Genomic DNA, 14,721 nt, shown 5'->3' with positions numbered 1-14,721 from the left:
GATGAACTTCGTTCCACAACATGAACCGCCGTATACCGAACGGTACGTACGGTGGTGTGAGAGGACGGGAGTTAATCACTCCCTCCTACTCGATTCTAACATTTAAAAATTTGGCGGGCTATCTGTACCCCTTCCCTGGCATCTTTGGCGTAGAAGTCTGCCTTTATCATGTCTGCATAGCGCCGGTTCAGCACTGCACCGCCCACCACCACTTTACAGTCCAATTTTGCGGCTTTAAGCTGTTCTATTGTTTCCTTCATACTGGGAATGGTGGTGGTCATCAGCGCGCTTAATCCCACCATTTTGGCCCGGTGTTCCCGGGCGGCCCGCACTATATTTTCCGGTGGTACATCTTTACCCAGGTCTATCACATTGTAACCATAGTTTTCCAACAGCACTTTGACAATATTTTTGCCAATGTCGTGAATATCACCTTTAACAGTGGCCAAAACTATGGTTCCTTTATCCACATCACTGGAATCCAATTCCCGGCGCAGGCGGTTAAAGGCCATCTGCACCACTTCGGCGGACTGCATTAATTGGGGTAAAAAGAATTCGCCCCGCTCATATTTATTGCCCACTTCATCCAGTGCCGGAACCAGCACTTCATCTACCACGTTCATCAGCGTTTTTCCTTCAGCAAGGGCCTGTTCCACCAGCGGTATTACCCCGTCTTTCAGGCCGTTAACTACGGCATGGTACAGGTTCTCAGCCGTATTTTTTGGTGTATCTTTTACCGGCTGCGGGCTGTTTGATTGGCTGCTGAAAGCGGCAACATAGCTTTTAGAATCCACATCCCTTGCGGTTAGCACCTGGGAGGCTTTTATAGTGTCCATCATTTCGGTATCGTGGGGGTTTATAATGGGGGCATCCAGGCCCGCGGCCAATGCCATGGCCAGAAAGGTGCGGTTTAACAGCCTGCGGTTGGGCAGCCCGAAGGAAACATTGCTGACCCCCAGCACCGTGGGAGTGCCCAGGTGTTCCTTTACCAAGCGCACCGCCTTAATTGTTTCCAATACTTCCTGCTGCTGGGCACTGGCGGTGAGCACCAGGCAGTCTATTAAAATATCTTCTCTAGGGATACCGTACTGAACCGCTCTGTTTACAATGCGTTCTGCCACTTTCAGCCTGTCTTCCGCCCTGCTGGGAATGCCGGATTCATCCAGGCACAGTCCCAGCACACAGGCGCCGTAGCGTTTTACCAGCGGCAGGATGGTTTTTAAACTTTCTTCCTTGCCGTTAACCGAGTTCACCAGTGCCTTGCCGTGATAAGCTCTTAAAGCCGCTTCAATGGCCTGTACATCGGTACTGTCTATTTGCAGCGGTACATTAACCACCTTCTGCACCGCGTTAACTGCCTTAACCAGTATGGATGGTTCGTCAATGTCCGGCAGGCCGACATTGACGTCCAACAGGGTGGCTCCTTTTTCCACCTGCTGTACTGCTTCTTGAACCACTTTGGCCAGCAATCCCTGGCGCAGTTCTGCGGACAAGGCTTTTTTACCCGTGGGGTTGATGCGTTCACCAATAATTTGTACCGGCTGGCCGCTGCCGATGATCACTGTGCCGGTGCTGGAGGTGACGTAAGTTTTAGGCCGGTACCGGGGAGCCGGGGGGGTTAATTTTTTAACGGCTTCTTTAATGGCGGTGGTAAACTCGGGGGTGGAGCCGCAGCAGCTGCCCACCAGTGATGCTCCCGCTTCCACCAACCGGGGTGCATATTGGCCCATTTCACCGGCCCCAAGGGGAAACACCGTTTCACTGCCTTTCAACACCGGCAGGCCGGCATTGGGCTGCACCAATAGGGGTATTTTACTTACCTGGTACATTTCGGCAATAACCCGGCGCAGTTCTTCCGGGCCGCCGGAACAGTTGGCGCCCGCTATGTCTGCTCCCATTGACTGCAGTGTGATGATCGCCGTTACCGGGTCTGTGCCCATTAATGTACGGCCGTCCGGTTGAAAGGTCATGGAGCAGATCACCGGTACGGCAGGGGCCGCATCCTTGGCAGCCAGCAGTGCAGCCCGGGCTTCTCCCAAATCGGACATTGTTTCAATACAGATAACATCGGCCCCGGCCTGTACGCCGGCGGTTATTTGTTCTTTAAATACGTCATAGGCCTCTTCAAAGGTAAGGGAACCGCTGGGCTGCATTATTTTGCCTGTGGGTCCCACCGACAGTGCCACCAGGGTGCCCTTTGCACACCCCCTTTTAGCGGCCTTCACTGCGGCGGCGTTTAATTCTGCCACCCTTTCTTCTAACCCAAATTCTGCCAGCTTTATCCTGTTACCGCCGAAGGTATTGGTTTCCACTATATCTGCCCCGGCTTCGGCGTACATCCGGTGAATGTTTTCAATGGCCTCCGGCTGCTCCACGTTAAGCAGTTCCGGGCAGCCTTCGTTTAACAGACCCTGTTTTTGCAGCATGGTGCCCATGGCACCGTCAAAAACCAGTATTTGATTACGGATCATTTCCATTAGCTTTGGCACATTTATCACCCCTGTTTCTGTAAGCACAGTCTGTGGCGCTGCAGTACGCGCATTTGTTTGTTAACCGGGTACCGGTTTCTTTGACGTTAAAGCCAACAATACCGATGATGCTCTTTTGGGGCAGCAGCATGCAGGTTTCTGTTACGGTGATACCTATTCTGCCGGCATCAACGGCGGCGGCCAGTTTTTGATTTGTACTCAGCGGCAGATCACCATAACCGCTGCAAAAACGCCAGGTGATGCGGTAGCCCTGCTTTGCGGCCAGGGCCTTTAGCTTTTCCTGCAGCTGGTCGGCCACCTTTTCCACCGCATCACTGCCCACTGCATCCAAAATGGTGCTTCCGGCATATTCTCCCCGGTTGAAAAGCTCGGTCACTTTGTGCTCCAAGCGGGGGCCGATGGTGGCAGCTACAATACACACTTTACCGCAGTGCTGCAGGTGGCTGACAATGTTCCGGCCGGGCAGCACCAGGTCTGCTTCCGGCAGCTCAACACCGGCGGCATTAATTTTAACCCTGTTGAATATACGGTATGTGCTGTCCGGTTCCAGCAGTGTTATGCCCAGGGAAATATAGTAATCTACTTTTTCCAGCATCGAACTGCTGAGGTTGGTTTGGCCCGGCTTATATCCCAGGTATCTCAACACCTCGTTTTTATCTATGTGCAATGTATTTCACCCTCAAATATTTGCATAAACATACAATTTCCTCAAAACAATAAAAAAATCCTGTTCTTAAGAACGAAAAATTCATTTTACCTTTTAGAAATAATTACCGCTGTACTTTTACAGGATAATAAATTAAGGCGCGAATTTTCGCGCCTTAATTAAATGAGATATATGTGATGGCTTAATGGCCTGCAGCTTTTAACACCGTTTGTTGATGCTTTTTATCTTCCTGATTTGTATTGTGGGTACGGCTGTGCAGGAAATGCAGGTCAAACATGCCGTCAAAATTATTGTCGGGAACGGTATCAAAGGCATGGGGCATACCGGCCATTGATGCGGCGATCTCCCGGCCTTCATAGCTGAGTATCACTGGCCGGGTCAGCCAGGTCCAACTGCCGCCGAAAAGATTCTTCATAATGGCGGTATCCTTGGCGGTTAGCGGTTCACAATCGGCATGGCTGCTGCCGCCGATGCGATAAACCTTAAATGTAATGCCTGTTTCCAGATCCTTAATTACCCCGGTGCTCTGGTGATTAAAATGCCAGTTGGCGTATTCCCAATCCAGCAGTTCGCCGTAACCTTCTTTTTTAGGTGCCTTTGGTGCTTCAATACCGTATACCGGTTTTTGAGAATTAACAGGCACGAATAACGGCATTTCCGGGGTGATAAGATCACCTTTCAATCTATTGGTTTTTATTATCGCTTCGGTTGATGAACCGTACTGCCGGGCAATTGAACCCAGGGTATCCCCGGACTGCACGTAATGCAGGGCCACACCCGGGGGAATATTCCAACCCGCCGGTTCCCCTTCTGAGTGCCGAACCGGTACTTTTAACACCTGACCGGCGTATAAATTGTAATCAGTTAACCGGTTGATTTCCATCAGCTTGTCTACTGTGGTGCCGAACCGCTGGGCGATAAGATACAAACTGTCTCCGGGTGCTGCTGTATATTCTTTATATTCCTTGTCCCCCGTGGGGATAATTAACTGCTGCCCCACCCAAATTTCATCACCGCTGAGGTTGTTGGCAGCTTTCAGTTCGCTTACTGTAATGCCGAAATCCCTGGCGATGAAAAACAAGCTGTCTCCCGGTTTAACGGTATAAACACCGCCGGTTTCCGGCTGCTGCCCCTTATCAACGGGAATTACCAGTTTCTGTCCCACCAGAATTTCATCGCTTTTGAGGTTGTTGGCCTTTTTTAGTTCGCTTACTGTAATGCCGAAATCCCTGGCGATAAAAAACAAGCTGTCTCCCGGTTTAACAGTATAGATAATACCTTTTTCATCACCGGCACCGTCTTCACCGGGTATTATCAACTTCTGCCCCACACCAATTTCTATATCAGATAAATTATTGGCCTCTTTTAACTCATCCACAGTGGTGCCAAATTTAACTGCTATTTTCCACAGGCTGTCCCCCGGCTGCACGGTATATGTTTCACCGGCTTCTGCCATGCTCAACGGGGATAATAAAATTATTGACAAAATAGCGGAAAACAGAGAACCCTTGATAAATCGATGCTGTTTCAACACTGCTGCCCCCTCAAGTTAATTCTCTGGAATAATTCAGTAATATTTATTGGTTAATCAAATGCCGGCTGTTACCACCTCGCTTACAAAAATGAATTATGTTTGTATTATACACTAAAAAAATCCAAATAGGTAGGTTTAAGTGGAAAATGGGATAAATTACCGGGCTGGAGGCGGTGAATTTTGCCGCTGGCCCGGGAAACAATAATTTTAAAGTGCTGAGGAGGGTATTTTTATGCGCATGAAAAGAAACGAGCGTTCCATACTGGCTTATTTTTCTTCCGCGGCAGAGGCGGAGGAAGCAGCCAATGCGTTAAAGGAAATGGGCATTAGTAATGTACAGGTAGACCGGGTTTCCCGTTACGGGGTGGAAAACAACCGGGAAATAAACCAGGCCCTTACCGGGGGGCCTACCCAAACCAGTTTAACTCTGTTTTCATCAGGCCAGACAAGTAAGCTTGACAGCAGCTCGGAAAGGGTTTTGCTGGCCGCTGATCCATCGGTCAGTGGAATAGGTGCTGCTGGTTACGGGGTGGCGGGAGGCAGCAGCTTTCTGGTTACCGCGGTAACCGATGAGCAGCACTTGGATCAAGCCGTCAGTATTGTTAAACGGCACGGCGGTAAAATATAATTTATATGAGGGGGCGGCCCTGCAAATGAAACGACCGAAAAACTTTTCTCAGGCGGTGGAACGTATCAGGGAAAAGGAAGAGGCACCCGTTTTGCAGCCCCGGCAGTTAAGGGTGTGGGCTTCAGGGTATATTGACGGGATGGATGATGCGCTGGAATTGATAGAGCAGGCCGAAGCGGCTTCAGAGGTGAAGCCGGGAAAAAAGCAGAATAAGGAAAGTTAACAAGTTTTAGAGCTGTTGGCAAAAATAGCGTCAACAGCTTTTGTTTTTTGAGATTCTGCTGAAAATATTACCAATTTCGGCAAAATATCCAAAGGAATAATGATGCTCATTGCTTAACATTTTAATTAATTATTTTGTTGGGAAAGGTCTGGGGATAGAGATGAAGTATAAATTTATAGATGTTGTGGATATTTCCAAGTTACAAAACCTGATGGATGAATTTTATAACATTACGGGAATATGCAATGCCGTTTTGGATCCCGGTGGAAATTTTTTAGTTCATTCCCGCTGGCAGGACATTTGCAGTAAATTTCACCGCCGGAACTTTTTTACTGAGAAGAGATGCAGCATTAGTGAAAACATTGATGAAAATTTTTTTATTAATACTGTTAAGTCAGGCCAGCGTTATGTGATGCGTAAATGTTTAAACGGGTTGATGATGATAGCAACACCAATCATCGTTGATGGAAAACACCTGGCCACCATGTTTTTAAGCCAGTTTTTAACCAGCAAACCGGATTTTAAGTACTTCCGGCACCAGGCGGAAAGGTTTGGATTTAATGCAGATGAATATTTAACGGCGTTGACCCGGGTCCCGGTTATTTCAGAAGATGAAATTGGTACCAATTTAAATTTTCTTGTGCAGTTAGCGGAAATGATTTCTGACCTGGGATTAAAACAGATAAAATTAGAACAATCTGAAGAGGCAATGCGCAGGACTAAAGAGAACTTAGAAATTTTAGTTCAAGAACGCACTGCCCAGCTGGCGGAGATAAATAAAAAGCTGCACCGGGACATTGCCCGGCGCAAAAAGGCAGAGGAGGCACTGAAAAAAAGTGAAAAATACCTGCGCCGTATTACTGAAAACATGCTGGATACAGTAAGTGAAAGCGATTTGAATGGTGTTTTTAGATATGTCAGTCCTTCGCACAAAAATGTTTTGGGTTATGAGCAGGAAGAGTTATTGGGCCGTTCAATTTTTGAATTTATACACCAGGAGGATAAAGACAGGGTGCTTTCTGCTTATAGCAGAGCTGTTAGAACTAATTTAGTGGGAAGAGCAGAATATCGCTACAGGCATGCCGATGGTCATTATGTTTGGTTGGAGACCATTGGCAAGGTGATATATGATGAGAAAGGAGAAAAATGCGGGGCGATATTCAGCAGCCGGGATATTACCAGGCGCAAAGAGGCAGAGAAAGCCATTAGACAGTCAGAAGAAAAGTACCGCAACCTGTTTGAAACCATGAAACAGGGTGTTGTCTACTATGATACCGAGGGCAGGGTGATTTCTGCCAATCCCGCTGCTGAGGAGATACTGGGGCTGCCGCTGGAAGAGGTGAAAGGCCGGGTGATTGCTGATTTACCAGTGAAGGCAATCCGTGAAGATGGTTCCTTTATTTCTGCAGAAAATTACCCGGCTGTGATTTCCATGAAGACCGGCAGAGAAATAAAAAATGTGGTAATGGGTTTTTTAAACTCCAAGGGAAGAATACACCGGTGGGCAAATGTTAATGCCGTACCCTGGTTCAGGGAAGGGGAAGACAGGCCCTACCAGGTATATACTACTTTAGAAGACATCACCGAGAGAAAACAGTGGGAAAATGAAATGGCCCGCCTGGATAGATTGAATTTGGTGGGAGAAATGGCGGCGGGAATTGCCCATGAAATTAGAAATCCCATGACCACTGTGCGGGGTTTGCTGCAGGTAATGGCCGGCAAAACAGAGTTTAATGAGTATAAACAGCAGTTTGAACTGATGATAGAAGAACTGGACAGGGCCAATGCCATTATTACCGAGTTTTTATCGGTGGCCAAGAACCGCCCGTTAGAATTAAAAATGCAGAATCTCAACTCCGTTATTAAAGCCATATACCCGCTAATTCAAGCTGATGCCATGGAAACAAACAAGTATGTAACTACAAATTTAAAAAGTATTCCCGATTTGCTGCTAAATGGAAAGGAAATACGTCAATTAGTGCTAAATCTGAGCCGCAACGGCTTGGAATCCATGGACCCCGGGGGTAATTTAAATATAAGTACTTATGTAGAAAATAATGAAGTGGTTTTAGCAGTAAAGGATGAAGGACAGGGAATTGCCCCGGAGATACAGGAAAGGCTGGGTACGCCTTTTTTAACCACTAAAAGCAGGGGAACCGGGCTGGGAATGGTTATCTGCCTAAACATTGCCAACCGTCACAATGCATCTATTGATTTTGAAACCAGTGCAGCGGGAACCACATTTTTTGTCCGGTTTAAGTTAAAAGGGTAGAGTTGTAATATTATTATATATTGGTTAAAATGTTAATATATGTAATATTACAAAATTGGAGGCTTTTACTTTGAAAAAAGTTGTTAGTGTCAGCCTGGGTTCATCCAAACGGGATCATACCGTTACATTGGAGCTGTTGAATGAAAAGTTTATCATTAGCCGGGTGGGCACCGACGGGGATTTTAATAAAGCAGTGGCAAAATTAAAGGAACTGGATGGTAACGTCGATGCCGTTGGACTGGGTGGTATAGATATTTACCTGTATGCCGGCAAAAAGCGCTACATGATACGGGACAGCAGGCCGCTGGTGCGGGCACTGAAAAAAACGCCGGTGGTGGACGGCAGTGGTATAAAAAATACACTGGAAAGAGAAGCTGTTAAACACCTTGTAAACCAGGGTTATTTAAAACCGGGCAGCAGGGTACTTATGACCAGTGCCGTAGACCGCTTTGGTATGGCCGAGGCATTGGAAGAGGCGGGCTGCCATGTCACCTGCGGGGATTTAATTTTTGGCCTGGGAATTCCTTACCCGGTAAAAACGGTGGCCAGGCTGGAGAATATAGCCAATAAGCTGCTGCCGGTAGTAACCAAACTGCCCTTTAATTTTCTGTACCCCACCGGGAAAAAGCAGGACAGGCAGGACCCGGCCAAAGCTGAAAGGTATGCCCGCTATTACCGGGAGGCCGATGTGATCGCCGGTGATTTTCACTTTATTCGCAAGTATTTGCCCCTGAAATTGAACGGGCAGATAATAATTACCAATACCACCACCGGCCAGGATGTTCAGATGCTGGCGCAGCGGGGAGCGGGGATGCTGGTTACCACCACCCCGGAGTTTAACGGTCGTTCCTTTGGTACCAATGTTATCGAAGCCTTACTGGTGGCCATTTTAGAGAAAAAATGGGAGGATATTACTCCCGAAGAATACGGCGTACTGCTGCGGAAGCTTAATTTTCAGCCGCGCATAGTACATTTAAACGAGACAGTATTTAAAACAGAAGGATGGAAATAAAAAATCAGGGCTGTATGCGTACCGCCCTGATTTGTTTTACAGTCCCATGGCTTCAAACATTTCTCTGTCCACCCGGTTGTCCCTTAATAAACCGTGATCTTTGCGGAAGTTAAATACCGCCCGTTCCATGGCGGGTCCGAAGATTCCGTCCACTTTCTGGTTGTAATACCCCTGGCGTTTTAAGTATGCCTGAACCGCTGCCACGTCTGCCCCCTTCTCTCCCACACAGAGAATCCGGTGGGTATGTCCCGGGACGCCAAAGGGATTGCCTATAATATATACCGGGGTGTTTGTGGGCACCCAGGGATATAACTGTTCAACTTTGCTGTTGTGCATTCTGATACAGCCGTGACTGGCGTAACTGCCAATGGAACCGGGTTTGTTGGTACCGTGAATGCCGTACATTCCCCAGTACACGTTAAGCCCCAGCCAGCGGGTGCCGAAACCGGTACCCCAGTTTTTAGCCTTTCTGGAAACTCTCCATATGCCCACCGGGCTGGGAGTATCCGGTGTGCCCACGGCCACATGGAACTGTTTGTAGGGTTCCCCGTTGGCCATTAATGTCAGCGTGCGATTTATTGTGTCCACCACAAGGGCGATATCTCCGTCTGGGGGTGGCGGGGTTTCTTTTACAGCGGGCTGTTCCAGGTGTGAGGCCAGCATTTCCCAGGTGTCACCGGTGACCGTTCCGGTGACATTTAATTTTTGGTCTGCTTGAAAGGCAGATACCGCCTGGGCGGTTTTAAGGCCGTATATCCCATCAATTTTTCCCTTATAATATCCCAACTGCATTAACTCCCGCTGTAATGCTTTTACGTCCGGCCCTGTTAAATATGGCTGCTGTAAAGTTAATATCCTTTCTTTTTGGCAGGTTATCGGGCACAGGTGATATTCACCTGCTTCCGCCGTCGGGGGTAAAAAAAATAACGCTGCTGTACAAATAACAATTAAAAGAATTTTTGTTTTCATCGCCCATCCCTCCAAGTTTAATTATTTCTATTATCCCGGTAGTTTTATGCAGCCTGGCAAAATTAAATAATTATTCCATATAATGTAATATTTGGAACAAAGGGTGCATAAATATCTATATTAGTGGTAAACCGTTAAGTTTTTAGGAGGGGTATGATGTACAGGAAAAGGCAGCGATATTTAATAATTTGGGGGCTGGTTTTAGTTTTAGCCTGTTTGGCCGCCTGCGGCCAGGAAACGGCCGGTGAAGAGAATAATGTAATCGTTACTCCCGTTGATTCCCCGGAGGTGCAGGAACCGGCGGCAAAAGAGGTCGCTGTGCTGCCCGAAGTGATGGACAAAATTCCGGTGGTGCTGTATTTCGCCAACCACCGGGGGTATTTGGTGGCTCAGCAGAGGGAAATACCAAAGGTTGACGGTATTGCCAGAATGACCATGCAGGAACTGGCCAAAGGGCCGGAAGCAGATTGCGGTTTGTTACCCACCCTGCCGCCGGGTACGCAGTTGAAGGATATCAATATCAGGGATGGGGTTTGTATTGTGGATTGGACAAAAGAGCTGAAAGAAAATCACCCCGGCGGCAGCAGCAGTGAACTGTTAACGGTGTATTCCATAGTTAATACTTTAACCCAGTTTTCGACGGTGGATAAAGTGCAGATTTTGGTCGACGGCCGGGTGGTGGAAACGCTGGCCGGGCATGTGGATTTAAGCGTGCCGTTGGAAAGGGAAGATAATTTAATAACCAGTCAGTAAGCTGGTCTATTGTGAAAAATGTTATCTCACTGGGCCCGGCGGCTGCTCACTAAAAAACCTTTGCTCCTGCAGATGGCTGCCGGGGCTTTTCATTTTTTGATGGTGCTGTTTGCGGCATGAAGGTCTATCCTGAAAGGTTCATTTCCATCAATTACCTGTGGTTAAATATGGATGATGCAGGAGGTTTTTGGAACGAAATGTAGAAATATCCCGTCTACATTAGTGAACACATATTTCAGCAGGAGGATGGAAATGCACAATAAGTTTTTGCGGCAGGTGGTCAGGTCTTCGGTGATGATTTTTGCCTTGGGAACCCTTTGTTTGGCCTGGCCTGTAAATATACAGGAATTAGTATTGAAAACGGCGGCTGCGGAGGCTGCTGCTGCTAAAACGGCGGTGGTAACCGGTAAATATGTTAACCTGCGGGGAGGCCCGGGAACAAATTATCCCGTGAAGGGACGGGTGAACAAAGGTGACAAGCTGCCGGTGCTGGGTCAAAAGGGAGACTGGTATAAAGTAAAAAGCGGCGGCCAGGCTGTATGGCTGGCAGGCTGGCTGGTACGGGTGGAAAGTACACCGGTTGTAATTAAAAAGACAGCGGTGGTAACCGCTGCCGGTGTTAACCTGCGGAAAGGGCCGGGAACCAGTTACCCCGTTAGCGGCCGGGTGAACAAGGGGGACAGGCTGCCGGTGATCGGCAAGCAGGGAGGGTGGTGCCAGGTGCGAAAAAGTGATGGCCAGCCTGCCTGGGTAGCGGGATGGCTGGTGCGCATAGAAGGCACCCCGGTGCCTGTTTCCGAAACGGCAAAACCGGCGGAAAACAATGTCAGACAGCGTAAAGAAGTGGTTATCACAGCCACTGATGTAAATATTCGCAGCGGCCCGGGCACCGGTTATAAAATTTTAGACCGGGTTGATGCCGGTGCACGCTACCGGTGGCTGGGCAGTTCCGGCCGGTGGTATAAGTTGGAAATTGATGGCAGTGAAGGCTGGGTGGCCAATTGGCTGGCCAAAATAGAAGAGGTGAAAGTGCCTTCTGGTTCCCTTCCTTCAAGGGGAGATGGCGACAGGGGGAAAACTCCGTCGGCCGGTGACATGGTTAGCTGGCTGCCCAGTGACGAGGAACCTCCGGTGGATGAAAATAAACAAGACACCGATCAGGACAAAGATAAAGACGGCAGCAATTACGAGCTGACCGGTATTGAGGTGGACAAAGAAAAAGATAAAACAGTTATCACGGTGGAAGCCAACACTGTGCTGAAGTACAACAGTTTTATGCTCAATAACCCCAATCGTTTAGTAATAAATTTTGAAGGGGTAAAGCTGGGGGAATTGCCGGAGCTGAAAAAAATCAACTCAGAAACGGTAATAAGGTACCGCACCGGGCAGTTTAGCGAAGACCCGGTGATATCCAGGTTAGTGCTGGATCTGGCCGGCCCCGTTTATTATCGCCTGAACACTTCAGACCACGGCCGGGTGCTGCATATTGAAACTTATCGTACTAATTATGACCAGTTTGTGGAAGGTAAATTGATATTTATTGATCCTGGTCACGGCGGTACTGAACCCGGTACTTTGGGATACAGCCGCAGCATATATGAAAAGGATATTAACCTGGATATAGCGTTAAGACTGGCGGCCATATTAAAGCAGCAGGGTGCGAGGGTAGAAATGAGCCGTGTAAACGATGCCACTGTAGGTTTATACCAGAGAACGGAGATGGCCAATAAAATTAATGCCGATATTTTTATCAGCATTCATTCCAATGCCAATTCCAACCCGGAAATAAGGGGGACAAGCGTATATTTTTATGCCCCCTCCCACAGGGCGGAATTACATGAACAGCTGGCCGACCGCCGGCGTTTGGCGCGGGATATTCAAACCGAACTGGTGCAGCAGCTTAAAATACCGGACAAAGGTGTCAGACAGGACAATCTTGCTGTATTGAGAACCAGCGCCATGCCTTCGGTACTGGTAGAGACAGCCTATTTAAGCAACCCGGAGGAAGAAAGAATGCTGCAGGACAGCAGCTTCCGTCAAAAAGCGGCAGAGGCCATTGCCCGGGGTATTAATGCCTACTTTGCGGGCCGGTGATGAAAAAAATTAAATATTTCTTTTTCAGCAGGGGCTTGATTTTTCAAGCCCTTTTGCAGTATACAGCCGCTCAATAATAGCCGGCATAAAATAAATAATAGTTCCTGTTGTAAAGATTCAATGACATAACTGTTTCAGATACCTTATAATGTGGATAGAAAGCAGGAACATTTTATGGGCTAGAGAAAAAAATAACATATATACAAAGTACAAAATATGCCGCTTTGCTGCCGTGGAGGAGGTTTCCCGTATGGAAAAGAACAAAAAAATTACCATCGTGCTGGGAGTAATAGGAGCGGATGTTCATGCGGTGGGTAACCGGATACTGCATCATGCCTTTAGTGAAGCGGGATTTAATGTGATAAACATTGGAGTGATGGCCTCCCAGGAGGAATTTATCAACGCGGCTGTGGAAACCAGTGCCGATGTCATTGTGGTATCTTCACTGTGCGGACACGGTGAAATTGACTGCCGGGGTTTAAAGGAAAAAACAATAGAGGCTGGATTACATAACGTTAAATTATATGTTGGCGGTAATTTGGTGGTAGGCAAACAGGATTGGAAAGAAATAGAAAAGAAATTTAAAAGGATGGGTTTTGACCGGGTTTATCCCTCCGGCACCATGCCCCAGGAAGTAATTGATGACTTAAATGCTGATTTCAGTTAGAAGGTGTTAATATGAACTTGGCCCTGCTCATTGACTTTGGCAGTACCTATACCAAAGTTGTTACAGTTGATTTAGATAAAGAAACGGTGGCGGCCGCTGCCCTGGCCCGTACCACCGTTGATACTAACATCATGGATGGGTTAATGCAGGCCATGGAAGATATTTATCAAAAATTGGGCTCTAAAAAAACAGAATTTAAATATAAACTGGCCTGCAGCAGTGCAGCGGGCGGCCTGCGTATAGTGGCAGTGGGATTGGTAAAAGACCTGACGGCGGAAGCGGCTAAGCAGGCGGCACTGGGGGCGGGAGCCCGGGTGCTGGGTGTTTATGCTCACAAACTGACCATTAAAGAGATAAACGAAATAGAAAGCGCCGGGCCGGAGATTTTACTGCTGGCCGGTGGAACAGACGGCGGTAATAAAGATGTAATACTGCACAACGCCCGCATGGTGGCGGAAAGTGTACTGGATGCCACCGTTATTGTGGCCGGCAACAAGGCAGCGGCAGAAGACGTGCGGCAGATACTAACCAAGGCCGGTAAAGAGGTGCTGGTTACTGAGAATGTGCTGCCGGAACTGGAAAAGTTAAACGTGATTCCCGCCCGGCGATTAATTCGCCAGGTGTTTTTAGATAAAATTATCGAAGCCAAGGGTTTAAGAAAGGCAGAGCTGTTTGTTGAAAGAATATTAATGCCCACCCCGGCAGCAGTTTTAAATGCCGCCCAGCTGCTGGCCAAAGGTCTGGAAAATGAGACGGGATTGGGCGATCTTTTAGTGGTGGATATTGGCGGGGCCACCACAGACGTACACTCGCTGGCAGAGGGGCTGCCTACCAGGCCGGGAGTTAGTTTCCGGGGGCTGCCCCAGCCCTTTGCCAAGCGTACCGTTGAAGGTGACTTGGGTATGCGGGTGAGTGCAGCGGCATTATATGAGGCAGTGCCCCCGGCGGTGTTTGAAAAATACAGTAATGTACATATTGACCGGGTGAAAAAATATATTGATGATGTGCAGGAAAATTACAGCCTGCTGCCCCGGGATGAGGAAGAAATGAAAATTGAAACGGCTATGGCCGCAAGCTGTGCCGGGTTGGCCGTGGAGCGGCATGTGGGTACACTGGAGGTAGTTTGGACACCTTTTGGTGCCAGTTATATACAGCACGGCAAAGATTTAACCGCTGTTCCCTGTGTTATTGGTACCGGTGGGGTCATTGTCAACCATCCCCACCCGGAGCAAATTTTGCAGGCTGCACTGTTTAGAGAAGAGGAACCTACGTTGTTAAAACCTAAGACCCCCCGGTTAATGGTGGATAAAAACTATATACTGGCGGCCATGGGACTGCTGGCTGAAGTTGAACCGGAAAAATCCTTGCGGATTATGAAAAAATATATAACAACGATAAGGGGAGAAGATTAGG

General features: G+C 48.0%; 12 protein-coding genes. 8 read left to right on the top strand and 4 right to left on the bottom strand.

The window, feature by feature from the left end; all coding sequences use genetic code 11:
* Window positions 1-95 precede the first annotated feature (95 nt).
* The 3 genes from JOC37_RS09160 to JOC37_RS09150 form a co-directional block, all read right to left on the bottom strand.
* Window positions 96-2,477, bottom strand: a complete 2,382-nt coding sequence (locus JOC37_RS09160) for a homocysteine S-methyltransferase family protein (protein ID WP_204618231.1) — start codon at window positions 2,475-2,477, stop codon at window positions 96-98.
* Window positions 2,461-3,156: a vitamin B12 dependent-methionine synthase activation domain-containing protein gene (locus tag JOC37_RS09155; RefSeq protein WP_204618220.1), complete on the bottom strand. Its 696-nt coding sequence runs from the start codon at window positions 3,154-3,156 to the stop codon at window positions 2,461-2,463. The genes JOC37_RS09160 and JOC37_RS09155 overlap by 17 nt, the downstream gene beginning before the upstream one ends.
* A 181-nt stretch (window positions 3,157-3,337) precedes the next feature.
* Window positions 3,338-4,687, bottom strand: coding sequence for a muramidase family protein (locus tag JOC37_RS09150; protein ID WP_204618218.1), 1,350 nt, complete (start codon window positions 4,685-4,687; stop codon window positions 3,338-3,340).
* A gap of 235 nt (window positions 4,688-4,922) precedes the next feature.
* On the opposite strand from JOC37_RS09150, the gene JOC37_RS09145 reads away from it, so the two are divergent.
* The 4 genes from JOC37_RS09145 to JOC37_RS09130 all read left to right on the top strand — a co-directional run bounded on the left by JOC37_RS09145 (window position 4,923) and on the right by JOC37_RS09130 (window position 8,825).
* The gene (locus JOC37_RS09145; protein ID WP_204618216.1) at window positions 4,923-5,318 is read left to right on the top strand and encodes a hypothetical protein; all 396 of its coding nucleotides are present in this window, start codon (window positions 4,923-4,925) and stop codon (window positions 5,316-5,318) included.
* A 25-nt stretch (window positions 5,319-5,343) separates the two neighbouring features.
* Window positions 5,344-5,541, top strand: a complete 198-nt coding sequence (locus JOC37_RS09140; RefSeq protein WP_204618214.1) for a hypothetical protein — start codon at window positions 5,344-5,346, stop codon at window positions 5,539-5,541.
* Between the two features lie 160 nt (window positions 5,542-5,701).
* The gene (locus tag JOC37_RS09135; protein WP_204618212.1) at window positions 5,702-7,813 is read left to right on the top strand and encodes a PAS domain S-box protein; all 2,112 of its coding nucleotides are present in this window, start codon (window positions 5,702-5,704) and stop codon (window positions 7,811-7,813) included.
* Between the two features lie 70 nt (window positions 7,814-7,883).
* Entirely contained in the window at window positions 7,884-8,825 is a 942-nt protein-coding gene (locus tag JOC37_RS09130; RefSeq protein WP_204618210.1) for a quinate 5-dehydrogenase, read from the top strand.
* Window positions 8,826-8,861: 36 nt separating this feature from the next.
* Here JOC37_RS09130 and JOC37_RS09125 read toward each other — a convergent pair whose 3' ends face one another.
* Entirely contained in the window at window positions 8,862-9,794 is a 933-nt protein-coding gene (locus JOC37_RS09125) for a L,D-transpeptidase family protein (protein WP_204618208.1), read from the bottom strand.
* 156 nt (window positions 9,795-9,950) lie between these two features.
* Here JOC37_RS09125 and JOC37_RS09120 point away from each other — a divergent pair, with 156 nt between their 5' ends.
* The 4 genes from JOC37_RS09120 to glmL all read left to right on the top strand — a co-directional run bounded on the left by JOC37_RS09120 (window position 9,951) and on the right by glmL (window position 14,720).
* The gene (locus tag JOC37_RS09120; RefSeq protein WP_204618206.1) at window positions 9,951-10,547 is read left to right on the top strand and encodes a GerMN domain-containing protein; all 597 of its coding nucleotides are present in this window, start codon (window positions 9,951-9,953) and stop codon (window positions 10,545-10,547) included.
* Window positions 10,548-10,799: 252 nt separating this feature from the next.
* Window positions 10,800-12,641, top strand: a complete 1,842-nt coding sequence (locus JOC37_RS09115) for an N-acetylmuramoyl-L-alanine amidase (RefSeq protein WP_204618205.1) — start codon at window positions 10,800-10,802, stop codon at window positions 12,639-12,641.
* 250 nt (window positions 12,642-12,891) lie between these two features.
* Window positions 12,892-13,308, top strand: coding sequence for a methylaspartate mutase subunit S (gene glmS / locus JOC37_RS09110; RefSeq protein ID WP_204618203.1), 417 nt, complete (start codon window positions 12,892-12,894; stop codon window positions 13,306-13,308).
* 11 nt (window positions 13,309-13,319) lie between these two features.
* Window positions 13,320-14,720, top strand: a complete 1,401-nt coding sequence (glmL, locus tag JOC37_RS09105) for a methylaspartate mutase accessory protein GlmL (protein ID WP_204618202.1) — start codon at window positions 13,320-13,322, stop codon at window positions 14,718-14,720.
* Window position 14,721: the final 1 nt, after the last annotated feature.

The organism is Desulforadius tongensis (genome assembly GCF_016907915.1).
GTDB lineage: Bacteria > Bacillota > Desulfotomaculia > Desulfotomaculales > Desulfohalotomaculaceae > Desulforadius > Desulforadius tongensis.
This window is presented reverse-complemented; position numbering and strand designations above follow the sequence as displayed.

Excerpts from the sequence above, each read along its gene's own strand:
- JOC37_RS09140 (WP_204618214.1), top strand. The coding sequence starts at position 5,344 with ATGAAACGACCGAAAAACTTTTCTCAGGCGGTGGAACGTATCAGGGAA.
- glmL (WP_204618202.1), top strand. The coding sequence starts at position 13,320 with ATGAACTTGGCCCTGCTCATTGACTTTGGCAGTACCTATACCAAAGTT.
- JOC37_RS09115 (WP_204618205.1), top strand. The coding sequence starts at position 10,800 with ATGCACAATAAGTTTTTGCGGCAGGTGGTCAGGTCTTCGGTGATGATT.
- glmS (WP_204618203.1), top strand. The coding sequence starts at position 12,892 with ATGGAAAAGAACAAAAAAATTACCATCGTGCTGGGAGTAATAGGAGCG.
- JOC37_RS09135 (WP_204618212.1), top strand. The coding sequence starts at position 5,702 with ATGAAGTATAAATTTATAGATGTTGTGGATATTTCCAAGTTACAAAAC.
- JOC37_RS09125 (WP_204618208.1), bottom strand. The coding sequence starts at position 9,794 with ATGAAAACAAAAATTCTTTTAATTGTTATTTGTACAGCAGCGTTATTT.
- JOC37_RS09120 (WP_204618206.1), top strand. The coding sequence starts at position 9,951 with ATGTACAGGAAAAGGCAGCGATATTTAATAATTTGGGGGCTGGTTTTA.
- JOC37_RS09145 (WP_204618216.1), top strand. The coding sequence starts at position 4,923 with ATGCGCATGAAAAGAAACGAGCGTTCCATACTGGCTTATTTTTCTTCC.
- JOC37_RS09160 (WP_204618231.1), bottom strand. The coding sequence starts at position 2,477 with ATGGAAATGATCCGTAATCAAATACTGGTTTTTGACGGTGCCATGGGC.